We start from the raw sequence: 21,804 nt of genomic DNA on the forward strand, positions 1-21,804 counted from the left end.
TGGTTCACCGATGAACCGACCAGGTGCCCACGCGGTGGATGAACTCGATCAGCTTGCGCTCGGCGTGATACCGCGCCGCGGCCGCCTGCCCCGGCGGGAACCCGAGCTCCCGAGCCACGACCGACAACGCGAGTTTTTCGAAGTGGGTCCGGGCGATGAGTTCCGCTTCGGCGCGGGTCAGAAAATGATGCTCCACCGCATCAGCGAGTACCAGATCGACGTGCCCGGCCGGAGACGACAACGGCACCGCACGAACTGCCGGTATGGCTCCGTAACCGGCAACGCGTCCGACCGACGGCTGGGTCGCCCTGGCCCGGGTCACGCGTTTGAGATGGGTCAGTAGCCTGCGCATGTCGGGGTCCGCGCCACGCAGGGCTTCGAGGAAGCCGAGAAAGAGATCCCCCAGTACGTCTTCGGAATCCGCTCCGTTTTCGTCGACGAACTGCCGGGTCATGAAAGACAGTTCCGGCGCCATCATGGCCACGGCCACCGGCAACCATAGCCGTGGTTCCGTCTGCGTGCGGCGGACCGCTTCTGCCCAGATCGCCGCCTTCGCGTCCGAGGTCGTGGTCGTCGACCGGGCCAGCTCGACCAGCTCGACCAAGGAGAGCTTCCGGTCTGGCAAATCCTCGGAGAGCGACCAGCCTTCCACGTGTGCTCCTGAAGCGGAGATGACCGCAAGGCATCGATCCCGGATTTCATGCAGGGTCCGGGAAGGCGATTTCGACCTCATGGCGGACTCCTCCGAAGCCGGTGAACAGACTTCGGCCAGGGTGACGCGACCGGTCGAGCGCCGGCAGGTGTTTCCCGTTGCCTACTCATCCGTAAAGTAGCGGAAACTTCCCGGCGTCCTGGACCATGAGCCAGTCGATCGGCCAGGGAAGGGAACTGGATGAGCGCGTTCAACGGCTCTGTTTTCGTGAACTACCGAGTCGGCGACGAGGCGGCATTCGCCGCTTCGTTCGCGGGCCACTTGAAAGCCAGACTCGGGCGTTCCGAGGTCTTCCACGTCTCCCAGGAAGCCGCGGCCGGAAGCCGGTACGCCAAGGAAATCGAAGACGCGCTCGCCCAGTGTGCGGTGTTGATCGTGGTCATCGGGGAACGCTGGCTCAGTTGGCGTAATCGCCGGAAGCTGCGCAAGCCGGGCGACTGGGTTCACCGCGAGATCCGACTGGCGCTGGAGGCGGGAAAACGCGTCGTCCCGCTCCTCGTCGATTCTGCCCTGCCTCGACGTGACAAGCTGCCCGCAGACATCCAGGGACTGCTCGACCACCAGTACCGCACGGTTAACCGGCGCAGTTCGCCTCAGGATTTCGATCGCTTGGTGAACGAGCTGATCGGCGAAGTTCCCGAACTCGGCGCTCTTGTTCTTCCGGGCAGCGAAGACCTGACAGCATGGTGGACGAGATGGTCCCAGGCGACGGATCCGGCCTTGCCGGCGGGCGTGCTGCTGGCCGGCAGGGCCGCGGAGGCCGACATCGTCCGCACACGGGCCACCGGGGCCGCCGTCGCCACGGTCGTCCAGGCCGAATCGGACGAGCTCGCCCTGGCGTTCGTCGCCGCCGTCTTCGCCGCCGACAAGCCGGACGGCGGCCCGCGGACGATCCTCGCGCACGACGCCGAGGCGTGGGCGCGATGCGTGGCCATCGGCAAACCGTGCGTTCTGGTGCCTTGTCACCAGAGCCCCGACGTCGATGCGGCTCTCACCCGAGGCCACCGGGTTCTGCTGCCAACCGGGCCCGGCCGCCTCCTGGATTCCGACCCGGTGCGGCTTCCGCCTCTTCGGCAAGATGAAGTACGCGCGGCCTTCGAAGCGGCCGGGACGACCTCCGCGTTCGCGCAGGCCTATGCCTCGGTGATCTGCCGTTCGGTGCCGGAGTTCCGGAGCAGCAATTCAAAGGCTTACCCACCCACCTCGACGGCGGATCCGCTACCCAGCACAGACCGCGACGTTCTGTCCAACGCCGTGCTGCAGGGGCCTCTGCGGCACCTCGGGCTCGACAAAGACGGCTCCGCGGCCGATGCGAAAGCCAAGACCGATCCGGCCGCCGCGGCCACCGAGTACGGCAGGATCGCCGACGCCCTGACTGACGCGGGCTTCGACGTGCACGCCTATGACATCCGTTCGAGGCAGGCACAAGCCTTGATTCAGGCGGGCTCGCTCGACGAGGGCGCAGCGGTCCGCCTCGAACTGGTGTGGAAGTCGGTGAACGGGACCGGCGACTCGACCGAGCATTCTTCGCTCTTCGACGAGGCGAAGGCGAAGCACGCCGAGGACTGCCGGTACGGCCGGGCCCTCGCCGCCGTCCGCGCCGCGGAGGGCGTCCTCACCGGGCTCGCGGGCATCGGTGACCACTTCGCGGATCCTTTCGACAAACTAGAGCCGGACGATCCGCACTTGCTCGACGCGGCCGTCTTCCTGGCGGAACACGCGATCGCGGAAGGCGAGACCGCGGTGGTCGAGCAGCGTGTCGAACGGCTTGCCGAGCTGGCTCTTCCGCTGCCTCTTCGAGGCTCCCGCGAGGAAGACCTGGTGGTGCGGCTGGGCATGTGCGTGGCGGACGTGACCGGGAAGTGGACGGACCTGGACGACCGGGCCGGCCAGTTCGGTCCGGAGCATCGCGCGTGGGTGCTGGCTCGGAAAGCGCGTGCCCTGTCGTTCACCAAAGAATTCGAGGGAGCGATCCGCGCGTACCAGGACGCAATCACCCGAGCCCTCACCGAGCGGATGACCGACGAAGCAGCCGACTGGCTTTATGCGCTCAGAGCGCTTCGCGTGCGCGGCGGCACTTTCTTCGCAACTGGAGACGCGGAACACCCGTTCGCGCAGCACCTACGGAACGGTACCTGGTCACACCGCTTGCCGGGCAGCCCGACGATCGAAGAACGAGCGCTCCGGAGCGTCACCGAGGGGAAGGGCGGCCGGCGGGCAGTACGGCTGCTCACCCAGTGGAGGTGGAAGGCCATCGTCCGAGCGGACCTCGTCGGCGAGAATGAGACGTCCGAACTTCTCGGTTCAGTGCTGCAGAAGAACGAAGAGCCACTCGCCGGTCTGCGGGAGTTGGTCCGCGCCGAGGCCGGGAAGACCGCCGGAGAGGCCGCCGCGGCCCTGCCCGACGCGACGTTGGGCTGGCCGATCCAGGTCGCCGGACGGACGGCCGGCCAACTCGGTGCCGCGCTCGAGGTCGCTGCCGTGGTGGGCGATCTTCTCGACAAGGAAGACGCGGAAGCCTGGATCGAGGTCGCCCTCGATGTCATCGAGGGACGCGGTCCGCGGCCCACCCTCTTCAGCAATCTGGTAACGCGAGGCACGAAGGTGCTCGTGGCCCTTTGCCCACGCATGACGGAGTCCCAGGCACGCCGCGCGCTGACCGCTACCGAACCGTGGCTGCCCAGGGACGACAAGACCGGTCGGCGCACCGACTCCGATCACGCCCGACTGCTGATCGGGATCGCCGAACGTCAGCCCGGCTTGGCCGATGTCGCCGTCCAGCAGCTGCTCGAGGGCGCCGTCTTGAATGAGGACTTCGGCGGAAAGGCGTTGATCGCCGGGTTGACTGTGCTGGAACGGCACCTGGATCGGGCCAAGGCCGTGCTACTCGGCCCGGCCGAGACGGGGAACCGCTGGGCTCAATCCATCTTGGTCAGAATCGGCGTCAGCACGGAACGGCTCCGCGAGCGAGTGGCCACCGCGGCGCGGGCGACGCTCGGTCGCACACGTCCACAGCCGGGCGTCATGTCGATTTGGGGCTACAACACCTGGATGGTCGCCACCTCCGAGCTCCTCGACGACGAGGTCAGGTCCGAGCTCGTGTCCGCGTTGGTGTGCAGGGCACTCGACGCCGACGAGGGCATCGCGAACAGGCGAGGCACCCTCGACGAGCTGGCCGGCATCGCGCCGGACCTGTCTTCCGAAGAACGCAAGCGTGCCTTCGAAGCCGTACGGCCGCTGATGGGCGACGACCAGCCGCTCAGCGGGCACGATCTCCTGATGGCGGGAATGCGGCACCCGTTGAGCGCCATGCGGGTCGACATGGGTCCGGACACCGTCGTCGACGCGGCCGTCCAGACGTGTGCACGCCTGGCCACCACGGACGACGACCGGAAACTGGTCCGGCGGCACGCGATCCGGCTTCTCGCCCGGCCGGACGAGGTCGAGATCATGAAAATCGTTCGGACGTTGCTGGTGGTGCGGTCATCTCCGGACGATCTTCCGCCCGACCTTCTGGCCACTCATGTGAATGAGCACGTCCGGGCGCTAGCTGCCGTACTGTGGGCTCAAGCACCGACCGATCCGGAGCCGGGAGTGTCGTTGGCGCGTGATCCGGCACGGATCGTGCGGGCCAGCCTGGCCGACGCCCTCACCGACCGGCCGGAACACACGCGAATCCGCAAGATCCTGACCACGGATCCGCGGCTCAGCATCCGTGAGCGGGTCGGCGACTCGCGAGTGCCGTGACGGCAACGGGTGCTCGCCGAAGACTCCGGCGAGCACCCGCGGTGCGCGCACTAACCCTGCGAGATGTAGGCCTGGAGCTGTTCCTGGCTCTGCTCCAGCTGTTCCATCCGGTTCTTCACGACGTCCCCGATGGACACGATGCCGGCCAGCCGGCCGTCGGCGAGGACCGGGACGTGGCGGATGCGCCGCTCCGTCATCAGGACCGACAGCTGGTCCACCGAATCGTCCGGGGTGCAGCTCGCCACCAGTTTCGTCATGATCTCCGAGACCGGGCCGTCGAGCAGGCCGGGGCCGTGGTCGTTCAGGCGCCGCACGACGTCGCGTTCGGAGACGATGCCCGCGATGGCGCCGTCCGGGGCGACGACCACCATTGCGCCGACGTTGTGTTCGGCCAGTCCGGCCAGCAGCGTGGTCACCGTCGTCTCGGGGGTGACCGTCGCGACCGCCGACCCCTTCTTGCGCAGCAGATCCGCAATCCGCATGGCGATCCTTCCCGTCGGTGAGCTGGATCACCACAGGTTAGGGCCCCCTGGCGTCCCGCGAAAGTCCGGCAAACGGGGCGTCTTCGTGGTATTCGTACCGATTCAGCCGAGCCGTTCGGCCAGGCCGTCCAGGGCCAGCCGGATCCCGGCCGCGTAGTCGTCGTCGCCGAGGGCGTCGAGGCGTGCGCGGGCCAGCGCCAGCTGTTCGCGGGCCGCGGGCAGGTCGCCGAGCTTGCGGTAGTCCTCGCCCAGGTTGAGGTGCAGCGACGGGTAGAAGCCGCGCACGGCCAGGGACGAGTGGTACTCCTGGGCTCGCGAGTCGGTCAGCGAATCGGCCGCGGCCAGGGCCCGCAGGTCCCACTCGAGTTCCTCGGCCGGGTCGTCGCAGACGTCGGCCATGTGGTGGGCCAGTGCGACGCGGTGCAGCGGGTCGCCGTCTTCGCCGATCGAAGCCCACAGCCCCGCGAAGGTCGCGTACGCGCCGGCGCGGTCGCCGCCGATGTGCTGCCGCAGACCGGCGTCGATCGCCACCATCACGTCGTCGGTCATGCCGCTCCTTCGTCCGCCAGTGCCCGCAGCCGGGCCAGCCCGGGCTCGATCCGCTCGGCCGCGACCGCACCGTAACCGAACACGAGCCCGTGCCGCCGCTCCCCCACCCCGAAGTCCCCCAGCGAGTACAGCCGGACGCCGTGACGGCGGGCGGCGCGCACCAGCGGGCCGCAGTCGGCCGCCGCGACCGCGCTGAGGTGCAAGCCCGCCGAAGACGGCAACGGCGTCAAGAAGTCGAACGCACCCAGCGCCCGGCCCAGCAGTTCGTGCCGGGCGCGGTAGACCTTCCGCATCCGCCGGACGTGCCGGGCGAAGCCGCCCTCGGCCATGAACGCCGCCAGCGCCGCCTGTTCGACGTTCGGCGCGTGCCAGTCGGTGAGGTAACGGGCCTTCACGAGCGCGGGCACCAGCGACGGCGGCGCGATGAGAAACCCCAGCCGCAACGCCGGCGAGAGCACCTTCGAGAACGAGCCGACGTACACGACCCGGCCGCGGGAATCCAAGCTGTGCAACGGTTCCAGCGGCCGTCCGGTGTAGCGGAACTCGGTGTCGTAGTCGTCCTCGACGAGCACCGCGTCGTTGCGCTCGGCCCAGTCGAGCAGCTCGAGCCGGCGGTCCAGCGACATCGACAGGCCGAGCGGGTACTGGTGCGACGGCGTCACGTACACCAGCCGCGTCCCCGCCGGGATGGCGTCGACGACGATGCCGAAGGCGTCCACCGGCACCGGGGCGACCCGGACACCGCGCGCGCCGAGCACCAGCCGCGGCGGCGGGTAGCCGGGGTCCTCGACGGCGGCGAAGTCGCCGGCTCGCAGCAGAACCCGCGCGACGAGGTCGGTCGTCTGCTGGGCGCCGGCGGTGACGACGACCTGCGCCGCACTCGCTCGGACGTCCCGCGAGACGCCGATGTGGCGGGCGATTTCGGCGCGCAACCCGGCGTGCCCCTGCGGGTCGCCGTAGGTCATCAGGTCGGCCTGGCCGGCCCGCAGCCGCTGCGTGATCAGCCGCCGCCAGGTGTCGAACGGGAACAGCGAGAGGTCGGGGACGCCCGGCCGGAAGTCGAACTCCGGCGCCGGGGCGAACGGCGCGGGCGGCGACGGGACGGCGTCCCACTCCGGCAGCGGCCGCACGCCCGCGACGTCCGGCACCGGCTCGGCGGAAACCGGCGAAGCCGTGACGAACGTGCCCGCGCCGACGCGCCCGGCGAGGAACCCTTCGGCGGTGAGCCGGTCGTAGGCCGCGCTGACCGTCGTCCGGGAGACCGCCAGCCGCTGCGCGAGTTCACGGGTGGGCGGCAGCGCCTCGCCGGGCCGGATCCGCCCCGCCAGGATCGCCGCGCGCAGCTGCCGGTAGATCGCGTCGCGGTGGCCGCGCGTCCCGGTCAGGTCGATGTGGATCTCCACCGGCGCCAGTCTAGATTGGCCCACAAAGGTTGCGGCGGATTTGGCACTGTTCGTGGTCCGCTGGCCCGCCTAACGTGCCCGGTATGGATCTCCGCGAACTCGACCGCCGCACCCTGCTCCTCCTCGACAAGCTGGTCGCCGGCGTCACCCCCGCCGACCTCGCCCGCCCCACCCCGTGCGCCGGCTGGACGCTCGCCGATCTGCTCCGCCACCAGGTCAGCGAGAACCACGCCTTCGCGACGGCGGCCCGCGAAGGCTCGGCACCGGACTGGGACGCCGGCTCCCTCGGCGACGACGCCCACGCCGCGTACCGGGCGTCCGTCGAGGACTTCCTCGACGCCTTCGCGGGCGACGCCGTGCTCGAGCGGCAGCTCACCATCAACCACTTCGGCACGTTCCCCGGCTCGATCGCCGCGCACATGCACCTGGTCGACACGGTCGCGCACGGCTGGGACCTGGCCCGCACGCTCGGCCTGCCCTACGAGCCGGACGCCGAAGCCGTGTACATCGCCACGAAGCTGGCCGAGCGGATCCCGGACGAAGCCCGCGAGAAAAACGGCTCGTTCGCCCCCAGCGTCGACGTCCCCGCGGACGCGAGCCCCCTCGACCGGTTCCTCGCCCTGCTCGGCCGCGACCCCGCCTGGGCCGTCAGCTGACCTCGTCGGCCGGGGCGCTCCACGTGTTGCAGGCCTTCGTCACCTTGCCGTCGTAACCGGCCTTCGCCCAGGACAGCTGGTGCTCGCGCGAGCCGTGGGTGTCGCTGTCGTTGGCCCGGCCGTAGTCGGCGACCGCGGCGTTCGCCAGCGACCGGCTGATCGAGCCCGAGCCGGCGACGGCGGTCAGGAACAGCGCGCCGAAGCAGTTCGCCTGCAGTTCGATCCGGCGCACGACCTCCTTGTCGGCCGTGCTGTTCTCGTCCGGCGAGGTCATCTTGTCCGCCGCCGCGGACAGGATGCCGCTCTCGCGCTGCACGTGGTGGCCGTATTCGTGGGCGATCGTCGCGATGTGCCGGGCCTTGTTGAGCCCGGCGTCCGACAGCATCCAGTCGGTCGGGGCGTAGATCGTCGTGTCGCCGCCGCAGTAGTAGGCGACGGCTTCGTTCTCCGTCGGCGCCTCACCGCACGAGCTGTGTTCCGGCAGCGTCACCGACACGGTGGCGGTGAGCGTCGGCTCGTTCGCCTTCTCCAGCGCCGGGCGCCACGACTGCTCCAGGCAGGTGACGAGCGCGGTGTAGTAGGCCTTGAGCTGTTCGGCCGCCCGGCCGAGATCGGGCAGGGTGCAGGTCGCAGGGCCGGGGCTGATGCCGTCGCCGAGCAGAGGGTTGCGCGCCAGCTCCGGCACGGCCTTCGGGGGCTTCCCGGTGTCGCCGTACGCCCGGCCGGTATCGGCGCCCTGCGCGGCGAACGCGCGGCCGTCCACCCGGCGCGGGATGGTGGCCGCGATCAGCGAGACGGACACGACGACGATCAGCACTCCGGTGACGGCACCCCAGAGCCGATTGCGCGGCGGCGCGATGGGGACGGGCGGAGCCGCCGCCCAGTTGGGTGCCCACGGGTTCGGCTCCGGCACCCACGCGGGTTCCGGTGGCCGGGCCGTCCCCGGCCATGGCGGTTCGGCGTCGTTCACGGTCTCCCCCTGCTGTGTGGCACCAGCATACGGACACCCCGGGAGGCAGGGATCACGAAACGAACACGCCACCGGGTGGCCTCGAGGCCGTCAGCCGGGCGAGACTGTCGGCATGAGTGTGGAGGATCCTTACCTGTGGCTGGAAGACGTGACCGGCGACGAAGCGCTGGACTGGGTGCGCACCCGCAACGACGAGACGCTGGCCGAGCTGACCACCGGCGCGCGGTTCGCCGAACTGCGTGACGAGCTGCGCGAGGTGCTCGACGCCGACGACCGGATCCCGTACGTCCGCCGCCGCGGCGAGTTCCTCTACAACTTCTGGCAGGACGCGAGCCACCCGCGCGGCCTGTGGCGGCGGACGACGCTGGAGTCCTACCGGCAGGCCGAGCCCGAGTGGGAGCTGCTGCTCGACGTCGACGCGCTGGCCGAGGCCGAGGGCGAGAACTGGGTCTGGCAGGGCGCGACCGTGCTGCGGCCGGGCTACCGGCGCGGCCTGGTCGAGCTGTCCCGCGGCGGCGCGGACGCCACGGTGGTCCGCGAATTCGACCTGGACGCGCACGAGTTCGTCGCGGACGGGTTCACCGTCCCGGAGGCCAAGACGCGGATCGGCTGGATCGACGAAGACCGCGTCTACATCGGAACGGACTTCGGCCCGGGCTCGCTGACCAGCTCCGGGTACCCGCGGCTGGCCAAGGAGTGGCGCCGCGGCACGCCGCTCTCCGAAGCCGTCACGGTCTTCGAGGGCAAGCCCGACGACGTCTCGATCGGCGCGTCCCACGACCCGACCGAAGGCTTCGAACGCGACTTCGTCAGCCGCGCGATCGACTTCTACCGTTCGGAACTGCACCTGAAGACGCCGTCCGGGCTGGTCAAGATCGACGTCCCGGACGACGCGAGCACGTCCGTGCACCGCGAGTGGTTGCTCGTGCGGCCGCGGACGGCGTGGACCGTCGGCGGCACCGAGCACCCGGCGGGCTCCCTGATCGCCATCCTCTTCGACGCCTTCATGGCCGGCGAGCGGAACTTCACGACGCTGTTCACCCCCGACGAGCACACCTCGCTCGAGTACTGGGCCTGGACGCGCCACCACCTGCTGCTCGGCACGCTGCGCGACGTCCGCAGCGAGCTGCGCACCCTGACGCCCGGGCCCGGCGCCTGGACCGAGGAGCCCCTCGCCGGCGGGCCCGAGTTCGGCAGCGCGGACATCTTCGACACCGACCCCGACGTCAGCGACGAGTACCTGATCGACTCCAGTGGCTTCCTGCAGCCGTCGACGTTGAGCTACGGCCACGTCGGCGAAGAGGTCGAAGTGCTGAAGCAGGCCCCGGCGTTCTTCGACGCTTCGGGCATGAGCGTGGCGCAGTACTTCGCGACGTCGGAGGACGGCACGAAGATCCCGTACTTCGTCGTCCGGCCGTCCGGCGCCGAGGGTGGCCCGACGCTGCTGACCGGCTACGGCGGCTTCGAAATCTCGCTGACGCCGTCCTACAGCGGCATGATCGGCCGCGGCTGGCTGGCCCGCGGCGGCACGTACGTGGTCGCGAACATCCGCGGCGGCGGCGAGTACGGGCCCGGCTGGCACACCCAGGCGATCAAGGCCGAGCGCCACCGCGTGTACGAGGACTTCGCCGCGGTGGCCGCGGACCTGGTCTCGCGGGGCATCACGACGCCGTCGCGGCTCGGCATCCAGGGCGGCAGCAACGGCGGCCTGCTGATGGGCGTGATGCTGACGCGCTACCCGGACCGGTTCGGCGCGATCGTCAGCCAGGTGCCGCTGCTGGACATGCGCCGCTACCACCTGCTGCTGGCCGGCGCGTCGTGGATGGCCGAGTACGGCGACCCCGACGAGGCCGCAGAATGGGAGTACATCTCCCGGTACTCCCCGTATCAGAACGTCCACAGTGGACGCACGTATCCGCCGTCGTTGTTCGTGACGTCGACGCGCGACGACCGCGTGCACCCCGCCCACGCCCGCAAGATGGTGGCGCGGATGCGTGAGCAGGGGCACGACGTCCGGTATCACGAGAACATCGAAGGCGGCCACGGTGCCGCGGCCGACAACGAGCAGCTGGCGTTCAAGTGGGCGCTGGTGTTCGAATTCCTGTGGGAGCAGCTCACGAAGTGACCCGCGCGAGCACGACGCCGCCGACGATCAGGGCCAGCGCGGCCACCCGGCCGACGCTGAGCGGGTCCTTGGTGACGACGACGCCGAGCACGATCGCGCCGACGGCACCGATCCCGGTGAACACCGCGTAGGCGGTGCCCACCGGGACGGTGTCCATCGCGCGCGACAGCAGGTAGACGGCGGCGGCGCCGAGCACGAAGCACAGGAGCGTCGGCCACGGCCGGGTGAAGTTCTCCGTCGGTTTGATGCTCTGCGACCAGGCGACTTCGACGAGCCCGGCGCAGACGAGCGTCACCCAGCCCATCAGAACGCCGTCCGGGCCGCTTCGAGCGACTTCCTCCGCTCGCCATCGCGCGCGGCGAGGTGCGGGTCGACCAGGGCGTTGGTCAGCTCGGCGTGCACGAACCGGACGTCGTCGACGCCGTAGTGCCCGGCGATGAAGTCCCGCAGGTAGCGCTCGTGGTGGTCGAAGGGGGCTCGCGGCGTCCCTTCCGCGTACGTGCCCCCTCGGGCGCCGGCGATGACGAACTTCTTGCCGCTCAGGTCCATCTTCGGGAACGTCACCTGATCGATCCACGCCTTCAGGGCGGCCGGGATCGAGAAGTTGTACATCGGCGCGCCGATCAGGACGACGTCGGCTTCGAGCAGCTCGGCCAGGACCGGCTCGACGATCGCCCAGGCCCGCTTCTGCTCCGGCGTCTCGACGACGTCGGCGTAGTGCGCGGGGTCGGTGATCCCGGTTGCGAGCAGGGCGTCGCAGATTTCCGTCCAGGCCTCACCGATCACCGGGACCGGATCGGCGGCGAGGTCGCGGTAGGTCCGGGTGCCGGTCCAGCCGGCGGCGTACCGGGCGGACAGTTCGCGCGAGAACGACGAGCGGCGGGCGCTGGAGTCGAGGTGCAGCAGGTGGGGCACGATTCCTCCTCAAGTGGACGCGGTGTCCACTTGAGGCTAACTGGACGCCCCGTCCGGATATTCCCTAGGCTGGCGCCATGCCCGAACGAGCCGACGCGGCCCGCAACCGCGCCAAGATCCTCGCGGCGGCCGAGCAGCTGTTCACCACCCGCGGCGCGGCCGAGGTGACGATGGAGGACATCGCCCGCGCGGCGGGCGTCGGCCGGGGAACGCTGTACCGGCGTTATCCGGACCGGTCGTCGATCGCGGTGGCCCTCCTGGACGAGCACGAGCGACGGTTGCAGGAGTCGTTGCTGCGCGGAGACCCACCGCTGGGCCCGGGCGCACCACCGGCCGAGCGGCTGGCGGCGTTCTACGAGGCGATGGTGGGGCTGCTGGAGCGGCACGCACCCTTGGTGCTGGGTGCAGAGGTGGGCCATTCGCGGTTCACGACGGGGGCGTACGGCTTCTGGCGGACGCACGTGCGAGTGCTGGCCGAGACGGCGGGGGCTGCGGACCCGGACGTCCTGGCGGATGTGCTGCTGGCGCCGTTGGCGCCCGAGCTGTTCCTGCACCAGACGTCGCGGGGCGTGTCTTCGGAGCGGATCACCGCGGCGCTGCGGCAGTTGGCCGGGCTCCTTTAGAAGAGCCCGCGCGGCCGGGCGCGCTTCGGGAGGTGCCGCGGCTCCGGCCTCGGCTCCTCACCGCGGATCCGCGCGAGGGCGGCCTCGAACTCGGTGAGCACGTCGGCGACGAAGACGAGCCGCCCGACGCCGAGGTGGTGCAGTGCCGGCCCGTGGTCCGTGGCAACGGTGACCGCGACGCCGAGCAGCAGCACCCGCCAGCCCCCGAACACCGCGGCGCGCGCTGCCTTGGACAGGCCGCCGAAGCCGGCGCGGAGCCGGTGGCAGTGGAAGGGGACGTGGCGCTCCTCGTCGGCGAGGATGCGGGCCGCGACCTGCGTCACCAAGGGGTCCGCCGTGCCGTCGCGCAGGGCGCGGTAGTACCGCAGGGCGACGACCTCGGCGATGAGCAGCACCATGAGTTCCAGCCGCAGCCCGAGCGCCCGGCGCAGTTTGACGAACACGGTGTCCGACCAGTGGCTCGCCAGGGTCGGCACCCCACCGGCGCCGAGCAGCAGGCCGAGCATCCGCGCGTGGTTCTGTTCCTCGGCGACGAAGAGCTTCACGGCGGCGAGGTAGGTGTCGTCCCCGGCGGCTTTCGCGATGAGGTTGGCCCCGTCGCCGGCTTCGCCGACCTGGAACCGCTGGATGCTCTTGGCGACGTCGGGGTGAAGGCGCGCGCCCCGTTCCCACGGCGGGTCATCGCGCTGCCTGCGGCGTTCGGCCTCGGTTTCGAAATCCTGGAGCCAGTGTGCGTACGTCATCGGGTCGATGATGCCGCGTGCTTGTGGTCGGGGTGCGGGGCTTTCGTGGAGATTCGGTGAGTCAGCCGGCCCGGGCCGCGACGCCGTCCAGGACGCAGTTCAGGCCGAACTCGAACACCCGCTCCGCGCTCCACTCTTCGCCCTCGACCACCCGGCGCGTGAACTGCGGGTACTGCCCGCTCGCGATGACGTCGCGGATGTACGGGCCCACGCTCGCCTGCCACTGCTCCTTCGTCAGGCCGGAGCGGCGCTGGGCCTGCAGCTCCGCCAGTTCCTGCGCGACCGTGCCGAAGACGTACGCCAGCACCGTGTCCACCACTCCCGCCGCCAAGGTGATGTCGGCGGTCAGCCCGGCCGCTGCGGCCAGCGCGGCTTCGTGGCGACGCAACGAGTTCGTTCCCAGTGCCGGACGGCCCGGCAGCTCGCCGCTCAGCCAGGGGTGCCGCAGCAGCGTCAGCCGGACCTGGTGGGCGACGCTCGCCAGGTCCGCTCGCCAGTCGCCGGTGATTTCGGTGTGCTCGGCGGCCTTCACCTCGTCGATCATCAGGTCCAGCAGCTCGTCGCGACTCGCCACGTAGCGGTAGAGCGACGCCGTGCCCGAGCCGAGGTCCGTCGCCACCCGGCGCATCGAGACCGCGGGGAGACCTTCGGCGTCGGCGATCGCGATCGCCGTGCGCACGATCTGCTCGACCCCCGGGGCCTGGCGCCGCGGGCTGCGCCGTTCCTTGGCCCACACCAGCGCCGGCTCGTCGGCCATCGTCGTTCTCCCGTCGTCCGTTGCGAACATCGTACCCGAGTGGCTACGGTGTATCCGAATCGAGTACACCGTAGCCACAACTGGGGGTTCCAGCATGATTCCGGTTCTCATCGCCGGCGGGGGCACCGTCGGCCTGTCCACCGCCCTCTTCCTCGCCGGCCACGGCGTCCCGGCCCTCGTCGTGGAACGCGCGGCCGGCCCGTCCCCGCACCCGCGCGCCACCGGTCTCGGCTTCCGCACCATGGAGTTCTTCCGCCAGGCCGGCATCCACGGCGACGTCGAGGCCGTCGCGGTCCGGGCGTCCGCCACGCTCGGCAAGATCTCCGCGCCGACCCTGGCGACGGCGGACCTGCCGGACACCCCGCCCGCCGTGCCGAACACCCCGAACCTCACGGCGAGCGAGCTCAGCCCGGGCGTGCTGCGCGGCACCTGCCCGCAGGACCGGCTCGACGCGGTGCTGCTGAGCGCGGCGCGGGAGCGCGGAGCCACGGTCGCGTACTCGACCACGCTCGTCTCGACACAACAGGACGACTCCGGCGTCACCGCGGTGCTCGACGGGCCGGACGGCCGGCAAACCGTGCGCGCGAGCTACCTGGTCGCGGCCGACGGCAGCCGCAGCGAGGTGCGCGCCGCACTCGGCATCGGCACGACCGGGCCGGGCGCACTCGGGCAGCCCCTGCTCAACATCCTCTTCCGCGCCGACCTCACGCCGTACACCAAGGGCCACCACTTCGCGAACTGCACGATCACCACGCCCGAGTCACCCGGGATGCTGGTGACCGTCGACGGCGAAAAGGACTGGATCTTCCACACCGGACTCGGCGACGAGCCGGCGGAGGCGTTCCCCCCGGACCGCTGCCGCGCGCTGATCCGCGCCGCCGTCGGCGACCCGGACCTTGCGGTGGAGGTGCTGAGCGCGCTGCCGTGGCGGGTGCGGGGCCTGCTGGCCGACCGGTTCCGCGCCGGCCGCGTGTTCCTGGCCGGGGACGCGGCGCACGCGGTGCCGCCGCTCGGCGCGTTCGGCGCGAACACCGGCATCGCCGACGCGCACAACCTGGCGTGGAAGCTGGCCGCGGTCCTCGACGGCTCGGCCGGCCCGGCGCTGCTGGACACCTACGAAGCCGAACGCCGTCCGGTGGCGGCACTCGCGCTCGAACAGGCGTTGCTGCGGCTCGAAGATCCCCGCTTGCACTGGGAACAGGGGCCGGCGGCGGCCGCCGCACGCGCCGCGGCGGGCGTGGTCAACGCCCCGATCGTCCACCTCGGCTTCCGCTACGCCTCGACGGCGGTGCTCGGTGCGCGGACCGCGCTGCCGTCCACGGAGGACGTCATCCTGGACGGGACACCCGGCTCCCGCGTGCCGCACACCTGGCTGGGCGACGGCCTGTCTACTTTGGACCTGGTCGGCCGGCGGCTCACGCTGCTCGCCGGCCCGTCCGGCCGGGCGTGGCTCGAGGCGGCGCAGAGGCTCGACGTCGACGCACACGTCGTCGAGGACGAAACCTGGCTCAGCACCACCGGGATCGCGGAGGGCGGCGCCGTCTTGGTGCGGCCGGACCACTTCGTCGCTTGGCGGAGCACCGAGCCGGCCGGCGACCTCGGCGGTGTCGTGGCGCAGATCCTGGCCCGCTGAGCACCGCGGCCGAGCCGGGCAGGCGATGCCCGGCCCGGCCGCGGATCCGTCAGCTACAACCCGAGGTCGCGCCGCAGCCTTCGCAGGCGTAGCACGAACCTGCCGGGCGCATCTTCGTTCCGCACGTCATGCAGAGCGGGGCGTCCGCCGCCTTGCCGAGGCGGAGCTCCATCAGCTCCGTCGTCGTCTGGGCTTCGCGGTGCGGGTGCTCCGGCTCCGCCACATGCGGCTCCGGTGACGCGTCCACAGTGGACTGAAGGGCTTCGAGGTCGACCTTCGGGGCGCCGTAGGACGCCTCGACTTCGGCCGAGCGCTCGTCCGCCGAGAGGATGCCCAGCTGGGAGCGCTTCTCGTACGGCAGGTAATCCAGGGCCAGCCTGCGGAACAGGTAGTCCATCACGCTCGTCGCGATGCGGATGTCCGGGTCGTCCGTCATGCCCGCCGGCTCGAAGCGGAGGTTGGAGAACTTCGAGACGTAGAACTCGAGCGGGATGCCGTGCTGGAGGCCGACCGAAATGGACATCGAGAACGCGTCCATCACGCCCGCCAGGGTCGAGCCCTGCTTGCCCAGCTTGACGAAGATCTCGCCGAGGCCGTCGTCCGGGTACGAGCCCGCCGTCAGGTAGCCCTCCGCGCCGCCGACGGTGAACGACACCGTCTGGCTCGGGCGCTTCTTCGGCAGGCGCTTGCGGACCGGGCGGTACTCGACGACCTTCTCCGGCTCGGCGGCGGCGGTCTCCGATGTCTTCTTCGCCGTCGACAGCGGCTGGCCGACCTTGCAGTTGTCGCGGTAGATCGCGAGGGCCTTGAGGCCGAGCTTCCAGCCTTGGAAGTAGATCTCCTCGACCTCTTCGACCGTCGCCGACTCCGGCATGTTGACGGTCTTGGAGATCGCGCCCGAGAGGAACGGCTGCACCGCGGCCATCATCCGGACGTGCCCCATCGGCGCGATCGAGCGCTCGCCGACCGCGCAGTCGAACACCTCGTAGTGCTCGGGACGCAGCCCCGGCGCGTCGACGACGTGGCCGTTCTGCGCCACGTACTCGACGATCGCCTCGACCTGCTCGCCCGGGTAACCCAGTGCCTCCAGCGCGCGCGGCACCGTCTGGTTGACGATCTGCATCGAACCGCCGCCGACGAGCTTCTTGAACTTCACCAGCGAGAAGTCCGGCTCGATCCCGGTGGTGTCGCAGTCCATCATGAAGCCGATGGTGCCGGTGGGGGCGAGCACCGACGCCTGCGCGTTGCGCCAGCCGTGCTTCGCGCCGATCTCGATGCCCTTCTGCCACTCCTCCGTCGCCAGGGCGCGGACCGCGGCGTCGTTCGAGTGGTACGTGCGGACGAGCTCGTTCGCCGCCGCGTGCTTGCGCATCACGCGCTGGTGCGCTTCGGCGTTGCGCGCGTAACCCTCGTACGCACCGACGACCTGCGCCATCTCGGCCGAACGCCGGTACGACACACCCGTCATCAGCGACGTGATCGCCGCCGCGAGCGCGCGGCCGCCGTCGGAGTCGTACGCGTGGCCCAGCGCCATCAGCAGCGCGCCGAGGTTCGCGTAGCCGATGCCGAGCTGGCGGAACTTGCGCGTGGTGTCGGCGATCGGCTCGGTCGGGAAGTCCGCGAAGCAGATCGAGACGTCCATCGCGGTGATGACGAACTCGACGGCGCGGGCGAACAGCGGCGCGTCGAACGTGCCCTCGGGGGTGACGAACTTCAGCAGGTTCAGCGACGCCAGGTTGCAACTGGAGTTGTCGAGGTGCATGTACTCGCTGCACGGGTTCGACGCGGTGATCCGGCCCGACTCGGGGCAGGTGTGCCAGTCGTTGATCGTGCCGTCGTACTGGATGCCGGGATCGGCGCACTCCCACGCGGCCTGCGCCATGGTGCGGAACAGCTTCTTCGCGTCGGTGCGGTCGATGACCTCGCCGGTGAGCCGCGCGCGCAGGCCGAAGTCGGTGCCGTTCTCGACCGCCTGCATGAACTCGTCGGACACGCGGACCGAGTTGTTCGCGTTCTGGTACTGCACCGAGGAGATGTCCGCGCCGGAGAGGTCCATGTCGAACCCCGCGTCGCGGAGGACCTTGATCTTCTCCTCTTCGCGCGCCTTGGTCTGGATGAACTCCTCGATGTCCGGGTGGTCGACGTCGAGGACGACCATCTTCGCCGCGCGCCGGGTGGCGCCGCCGGAGTTGATGGTGCCCGCGGACGCGTCGGCGCCGCGCATGAACGAGACCGGGCCGGACGCGGTGCCGCCGGAGGTCAGCAGCTCCTTCGAGGAGCGGATGCGGGAGAGGTTGAGGCCGGCGCCGGAGCCGCCCTTGAAGATCAGGCCCTCCTCGCGGTACCAGTTGAGGATCGACTCCATCGTGTCGTCGACGGCGAGGATGAAACAGTTGTGGACGCGGAGGTTCCCGGACAGGTACTCGCCGGATTCCGTCTGGATGTCGTAAACCGGCAGCTCGCCGCGGCTTTCGATCGCGGCGATCTCCAGCCGCTTCCGCTCGTGGGCAGGCAGGCCGGGCTTTTCGAAGGACGCCTCGAGCTTCGCCGTCTTCACCGGATCGACGAAGCCGATCTCGTCCGCGAAGATCCGCCGGTCACCGGCGTTCTGGATGCGGATGCCCCAGAGGTCGTGCCGATCCGGCCGGCTCTCCTTCTCGCGGCCCACCCGGGCGAAGATGCCGAACCGGGCCAGCAACTGCTGGAGACCGCGGACCAGGTCTTCGCCGATCATGTCCAGCGCGACCAAAGTGGACCGCTCCCGCGCGGAGACATAGCCCTCGGCTTGGAAAATGCTCCGCAGGTAAGCGGCGACGACCGGCAGCGGCGCCGTGTACAGGAACGACGGCACCTCCATGTCGACTCCGCGAGCACGCAGGCCCCAGGTTTCGACGAAGTTCTCGAGGACGTTGCCGTAGAGCCGGGTTCGGCGGCAGTCGAGGGTCTTGTCCTGGGTTTCGACGGCACGTTCGTGGCGGTGCACGTCCGGGAAGACGCGGTCGAGCGCCGTACGCACCCAAGCCAGCTCGGCGTCGTTCACGGTCATGGCTTCGATGGTGAGCGAGCGGTTCGTCCCGTCGTGCTGACCGACGAAGCCGTCCGACTGCAGCCAGCCGGCCAGCGCGGCTTCGGCGATGTCGGTTTCCCTGATCTCCTCTTCACCGAAAGCGGCCCGGCGGTGCCATTCGAGCTGGTCGCCGACCCGCAGGTCGCCGGCGGGCACGAACTTCCCGCCACCCGCACTCGCTCGCCACACGAGGTGGTCCGCTGTCACGTCGAGAACGTGGCCCGACTTCGTCGTGACCCGCAGGACTTCCTTGATCCCGTTCGCCTTGGTGGCGACGACCTTGGTAAGGCCGTGCGCGTCGTACACCTTGGCACCCACGGCGTTCAGCTCGACGAAGCGGCCGATCGGCACGGCGCCGCCGGGGGTACTCACGAGGGCGTCGTACGGCTGGCACGCGCTGACCTGCTGCTTCGACGGGGTGCCGACGTTGAACCAGACCGGGGAGTTGAAGCTGAAGACCTGGTGCAGCAGCATCCAGGTGAGTTCGTGCTCGAAGATTTCGAGGTCCTGCGGCGTGGCGAAGTAGCCGTGGTCGCGGGCGGCCTTGACGTAGGTGTGCACGACGCGGTCGATGAGCTGCTTGAGGCTGCGCTCGCGCTGCGGGCTGCCGACGGCGCCGCGGAAGTACTTGCTGGTGACGATGTTGGTGGCGTTGACCGACCAGAACTCGGGGAACTCCACGCCGCGCTGCTCGAAGTTGACCGAGCCGTCGCGCCAGTTCGTCATGACGACGTCCCGCTGCTCCCAGGTCACCTGGTCGTACGGGTGCTGGCCTTCGGTCGTGAAGACGCGCCGCACGCTCAGCCCGCCGGCGGCCTTGCTCTTCTTGCCGGCGGCCGCGCGGGCCCCCGTTCCCACGGTTTCCGTCATCGGTTGAACCCTCTCCCGCAGCGGGACGGCTCAGTCGCCGTCTTCGCGCTGATCGCTGTCCTTCTCGGCAGCAGCACCCGCCATGGCCTCACGCAGGTCGGCGATCTCCTTCTCGAAGTCTTCGACCGAGGAGAAGGAGCGGTAGACACTGGCGAACCGGAGGTAGGCGACCCCGTCGAGCTCACGCAGCGGGCCCAGGATGGCCAGGCCGACTTCGTGGCTCGGGATCTCCGCCAGCCCGGCGGAGCGGATCGACTCCTCCACGCGCTGCGCGAGCTGCTGCAGCGCGTCGTCGTCGACCGGCCTGCCCTGGCAGGCGCGGCGGACGCCGCTCACCACCTTGTCCCGGCTGAACTGTTCGGTGACCCCGGACCGCTTGACGACGGCGAGCACCATCGTCTCCGACGTCGTGAACCGCCGTCCGCACGACGCGCACGAGCGCCGCCTGCGGATCGCCTGGCCTTCATCCACCTCTCGGGAGTCGACGACCCGAGAGTCCGCATGCCGGCAGAACGGGCACCTCATCCGCCGATCACCTTCCCCTCCGCGCCGGCCGCCCGCGGTCGACGTCCCCGCGGCCACCACGCAACCCCTGCACCTGGTGATCGTTTTGTGGACATCCGGTGGGTAAAGGCCGACCAGCTGTGGACAACTGCTGCCCAGTCTACCCCAACCTGTGGACCAACTACAGCGGTGTAACTACTACATATAGCGGCGAAGGGTAGAACTCGAGAGGGACGCGCGCAAGCGGCGCGCCGGACCCGATCCACGCCCGGGTGAGTGCGGTTGACGGTGCCGGCGGATCAGGGTGCGGGGACGGCGGCGGCGTCCGCCACCGGGACCGTGAGCGGCAGCCCGGGCACCAGAACGGCCTGGTCCAGGCGATTCAGCTCCTTGATCCGGGCGACAACCGCGCCAGGCTCACTGTCTGGCGCGAATCGGGCGGCCAGCGAAGCGAGCGTGTCGCCCTGGCCGACGGACACCGTCGCCGTCCGCTCCGGCACCGGGGCGCCGGACGCCCCGCTCCCCAGAAGACCCAATCCGGTGATCATGAGGCAGCTCGCGACGGCGAGGGCGGCGAGCCAGGGCCACCGCACCGGCACCCGCCGCGGTGCCGCGCACGGTGCCCCGGCCGGGCGCCGGCCCGCCACGACCCGCGCGCGCGTCGGCGGGCGGTGCACCTCGCCGCGGCGCCCGCGCAGGATGCGCACGGGACGGAGGGGCGCCGGGACCGGGGTCGCCGGGCGAACGTGTCCGCGTTCGGCCAGAATGGACATCCGAACCTCCTCGAAACCCTGGTGTCCGCCCGTTTCCGGGGCCGGGAGCGGCCCGTGGATCAAGGTCGAACAGGCGTTCTATCGAACGCCCGTGCGAAGGTCTACCACCTGCCACCGACAAAATCGAGCGGACACGGCGTGTCGATCGAACAGATGTTTGAAATCGTCGTGCCCGGGGGCTAACGTCGGTGACCAGGGCATCTGCCGGGCAGATGCCGCCGGCGAGCCTGCCCGCAACCCCGCGGGCGGCGGCCGGCGCGCAGATACGTGCAGCGAACGTCTGGGAGGCGACGCAGTGGCGAAGGAGAACAAGGCGGGCAGGACCAGCGGGTCCCCCGGCGGCTCGGGCAAGGTGCACGCCATGCCCGAGGTGTACGACGTGGACGAGACCCTCACCGTCCGCCAGCAGCAGGTGCTCGACGTGATCCGCACCTGGGTGAGCCGGTTCGGCTACCCGCCGAGCGTCCGCGAGATCGGCGAGGCGGTCGGGCTGACGTCGACGTCGTCGGTCTCGCACCAGCTGCGCGCGCTGCAGCGCAAGGGCTACCTGCGCCGGGACGCGAACCGCCCGCGCGCGGTCGGTGTGCTCGCGGCGACCGACGACAACCCCATGGGCATCGAGATGGACCAGCAGCCGGTCATGCCGAAGGCGGCGTACGTGCCGCTGGTCGGCCGGATCGCCGCCGGTGGCCCGGTGCTGGCCGAGCAGGCCATCGAGGACGTGTTCCCGCTGCCGCGGGAGATCGTCGGCGAGGGCGAGCTGTTCCTGCTGAAGGTCACCGGTGACTCGATGGTCGACGCGGCCATCACCGACGGCGACTGGGTCGTGGTCCGCCAGCAGCCGGACGCGGACAACGGCGAGATCGTCGCGGCGATGATCGACGGCGAGGCCACGGTCAAGACGTTCAAGCGCAAGGGCGGCCACATCTGGCTGATGCCGCACAACGAGGCGTACGAGCCGATCCCCGGCGACGACGCCACGGTGCTCGGCAAGGTGGTGGCGGTGCTCCGCCGCCTCTAGGGATTGGCTTCCGGGCTTTCGCACGGCCCGGGAGATTCACCGGATCGGATGATCTTCGGCCGTGGGGAGCCGAACCAGCCGAGACCGACCATGGCGACCGTGATCCCGGCGGCAGGCAGGACGGGGAGCCCGGCCCCGTCCTCCGCCGAGCCGGACGACGCGCTCGTGCCGGTCAAGGTCGTTCCCTCCGCCGGTGCGACGGACTGCGCGGCCAGTGCCGCCGCGCCCCGCACCGCGCGGAGGGGCCACCCGAG

The 21,804-nt window shown here is 70.5% G+C and carries 18 protein-coding genes; 6 read left to right on the top strand and 12 right to left on the bottom strand.

What is annotated here, in order from left to right; translation table 11 throughout:
* Positions 1 to 4 precede the first annotated feature (4 nt).
* A complete protein-coding gene (locus tag H5965_RS40550) occupies positions 5 to 652 on the bottom strand; it encodes a hypothetical protein (protein WP_310976377.1) in 648 nt (215 codons plus the stop codon).
* Positions 653 to 892: 240 nt separating this feature from the next.
* On the opposite strand from H5965_RS40550, the gene H5965_RS40555 reads away from it, so the two are divergent.
* On the top strand, positions 893 to 4,459 hold the full coding sequence (locus H5965_RS40555; protein ID WP_310976378.1) for a toll/interleukin-1 receptor domain-containing protein: 3,567 nt from the start codon (positions 893 to 895) through the stop codon (positions 4,457 to 4,459).
* Positions 4,460 to 4,509: 50 nt separating this feature from the next.
* Here H5965_RS40555 and H5965_RS40560 read toward each other — a convergent pair whose 3' ends face one another.
* The 3 genes from H5965_RS40560 to H5965_RS40570 all read right to left on the bottom strand — a co-directional run bounded on the left by H5965_RS40560 (position 4,510) and on the right by H5965_RS40570 (position 6,893).
* Positions 4,510 to 4,941 (bottom strand): CBS domain-containing protein, encoded by a 432-nt coding sequence (locus H5965_RS40560; protein WP_310976379.1) that lies wholly within the window; start codon positions 4,939 to 4,941, stop codon positions 4,510 to 4,512.
* A gap of 102 nt (positions 4,942 to 5,043) precedes the next feature.
* Complete coding sequence (locus tag H5965_RS40565) at positions 5,044 to 5,490, bottom strand: hypothetical protein (protein ID WP_310976380.1); 447 nt, start codon at positions 5,488 to 5,490, stop codon at positions 5,044 to 5,046.
* Entirely contained in the window at positions 5,487 to 6,893 is a 1,407-nt protein-coding gene (locus tag H5965_RS40570) for a PLP-dependent aminotransferase family protein (protein ID WP_310976381.1), read from the bottom strand. Before H5965_RS40570 ends, H5965_RS40565 begins: the two co-directional genes overlap by 4 nt.
* A gap of 83 nt (positions 6,894 to 6,976) precedes the next feature.
* Here H5965_RS40570 and H5965_RS40575 point away from each other — a divergent pair, with 83 nt between their 5' ends.
* Positions 6,977 to 7,549 (top strand): TIGR03086 family metal-binding protein, encoded by a 573-nt coding sequence (locus H5965_RS40575; RefSeq protein ID WP_310976382.1) that lies wholly within the window; start codon positions 6,977 to 6,979, stop codon positions 7,547 to 7,549.
* Here the strand turns inward: H5965_RS40575 and H5965_RS40580 are convergent.
* A complete protein-coding gene (locus tag H5965_RS40580) occupies positions 7,542 to 8,519 on the bottom strand; it encodes a neutral zinc metallopeptidase (protein ID WP_310976383.1) in 978 nt (325 codons plus the stop codon). The two genes, H5965_RS40575 and H5965_RS40580, sit on opposite strands and share 8 nt — an antisense overlap.
* 112 nt (positions 8,520 to 8,631) lie before the next feature.
* On the opposite strand from H5965_RS40580, the gene H5965_RS40585 reads away from it, so the two are divergent.
* Positions 8,632 to 10,644 carry a prolyl oligopeptidase family serine peptidase gene (locus tag H5965_RS40585; RefSeq protein ID WP_310976384.1) on the top strand — a complete coding sequence of 671 codons (2,013 nt, stop codon included), beginning with the start codon at positions 8,632 to 8,634 and terminating at the stop codon, positions 10,642 to 10,644.
* Here the strand turns inward: H5965_RS40585 and H5965_RS40590 are convergent.
* On the bottom strand, positions 10,634 to 10,948 hold the full coding sequence (locus H5965_RS40590; protein WP_310976385.1) for a multidrug efflux SMR transporter: 315 nt from the start codon (positions 10,946 to 10,948) through the stop codon (positions 10,634 to 10,636). The genes H5965_RS40585 and H5965_RS40590 overlap by 11 nt on opposite strands.
* Positions 10,948 to 11,559 (bottom strand): NAD(P)H-dependent oxidoreductase, encoded by a 612-nt coding sequence (locus H5965_RS40595; RefSeq protein WP_310976386.1) that lies wholly within the window; start codon positions 11,557 to 11,559, stop codon positions 10,948 to 10,950. Before H5965_RS40595 ends, H5965_RS40590 begins: the two co-directional genes overlap by 1 nt.
* A gap of 77 nt (positions 11,560 to 11,636) precedes the next feature.
* Between H5965_RS40595 and H5965_RS40600 the strand changes: the two genes are divergently transcribed.
* A complete protein-coding gene (locus H5965_RS40600) occupies positions 11,637 to 12,182 on the top strand; it encodes a helix-turn-helix domain-containing protein (RefSeq protein WP_310976387.1) in 546 nt (181 codons plus the stop codon).
* Here the strand turns inward: H5965_RS40600 and H5965_RS40605 are convergent.
* Together H5965_RS40605 and H5965_RS40610 are read right to left on the bottom strand one after the other, a co-directional pair.
* Positions 12,179 to 12,925 (bottom strand): ferritin-like domain-containing protein, encoded by a 747-nt coding sequence (locus H5965_RS40605; protein ID WP_310976388.1) that lies wholly within the window; start codon positions 12,923 to 12,925, stop codon positions 12,179 to 12,181. The two genes, H5965_RS40600 and H5965_RS40605, sit on opposite strands and share 4 nt — an antisense overlap.
* Positions 12,926 to 12,986: 61 nt before the next feature.
* Positions 12,987 to 13,682 (bottom strand): TetR/AcrR family transcriptional regulator C-terminal domain-containing protein, encoded by a 696-nt coding sequence (locus tag H5965_RS40610; protein WP_310976389.1) that lies wholly within the window; start codon positions 13,680 to 13,682, stop codon positions 12,987 to 12,989.
* Between the two features lie 94 nt (positions 13,683 to 13,776).
* Between H5965_RS40610 and H5965_RS40615 the strand changes: the two genes are divergently transcribed.
* On the top strand, positions 13,777 to 15,315 hold the full coding sequence (locus H5965_RS40615; RefSeq protein ID WP_310976390.1) for an FAD-dependent monooxygenase: 1,539 nt from the start codon (positions 13,777 to 13,779) through the stop codon (positions 15,313 to 15,315).
* A gap of 49 nt (positions 15,316 to 15,364) precedes the next feature.
* Here the strand turns inward: H5965_RS40615 and H5965_RS40620 are convergent, their stop codons facing one another.
* The 3 genes from H5965_RS40620 to H5965_RS40630 all read right to left on the bottom strand — a co-directional run bounded on the left by H5965_RS40620 (position 15,365) and on the right by H5965_RS40630 (position 20,529).
* A complete protein-coding gene (locus tag H5965_RS40620; RefSeq protein WP_310976391.1) occupies positions 15,365 to 19,252 on the bottom strand; it encodes a vitamin B12-dependent ribonucleotide reductase in 3,888 nt (1,295 codons plus the stop codon).
* Between the two features lie 30 nt (positions 19,253 to 19,282).
* Positions 19,283 to 19,777 carry a transcriptional regulator NrdR gene (nrdR, locus tag H5965_RS40625; RefSeq protein ID WP_033261941.1) on the bottom strand — a complete coding sequence of 165 codons (495 nt, stop codon included), beginning with the start codon at positions 19,775 to 19,777 and terminating at the stop codon, positions 19,283 to 19,285.
* Between the two features lie 278 nt (positions 19,778 to 20,055).
* A complete protein-coding gene (locus H5965_RS40630; protein ID WP_310976392.1) occupies positions 20,056 to 20,529 on the bottom strand; it encodes a LysM peptidoglycan-binding domain-containing protein in 474 nt (157 codons plus the stop codon).
* Positions 20,530 to 20,890: 361 nt separating this feature from the next.
* Here H5965_RS40630 and lexA point away from each other — a divergent pair, with 361 nt between their 5' ends.
* Positions 20,891 to 21,550 carry a transcriptional repressor LexA gene (lexA, locus tag H5965_RS40635; protein WP_167384977.1) on the top strand — a complete coding sequence of 220 codons (660 nt, stop codon included), beginning with the start codon at positions 20,891 to 20,893 and terminating at the stop codon, positions 21,548 to 21,550.
* Positions 21,551 to 21,804 lie beyond the last annotated feature (254 nt).

Origin of the sequence: Amycolatopsis sp. 505 (genome assembly GCF_031625235.1) — a bacterium.
Classification (GTDB): Bacteria; Actinomycetota; Actinomycetes; order Mycobacteriales; family Pseudonocardiaceae; genus Amycolatopsis.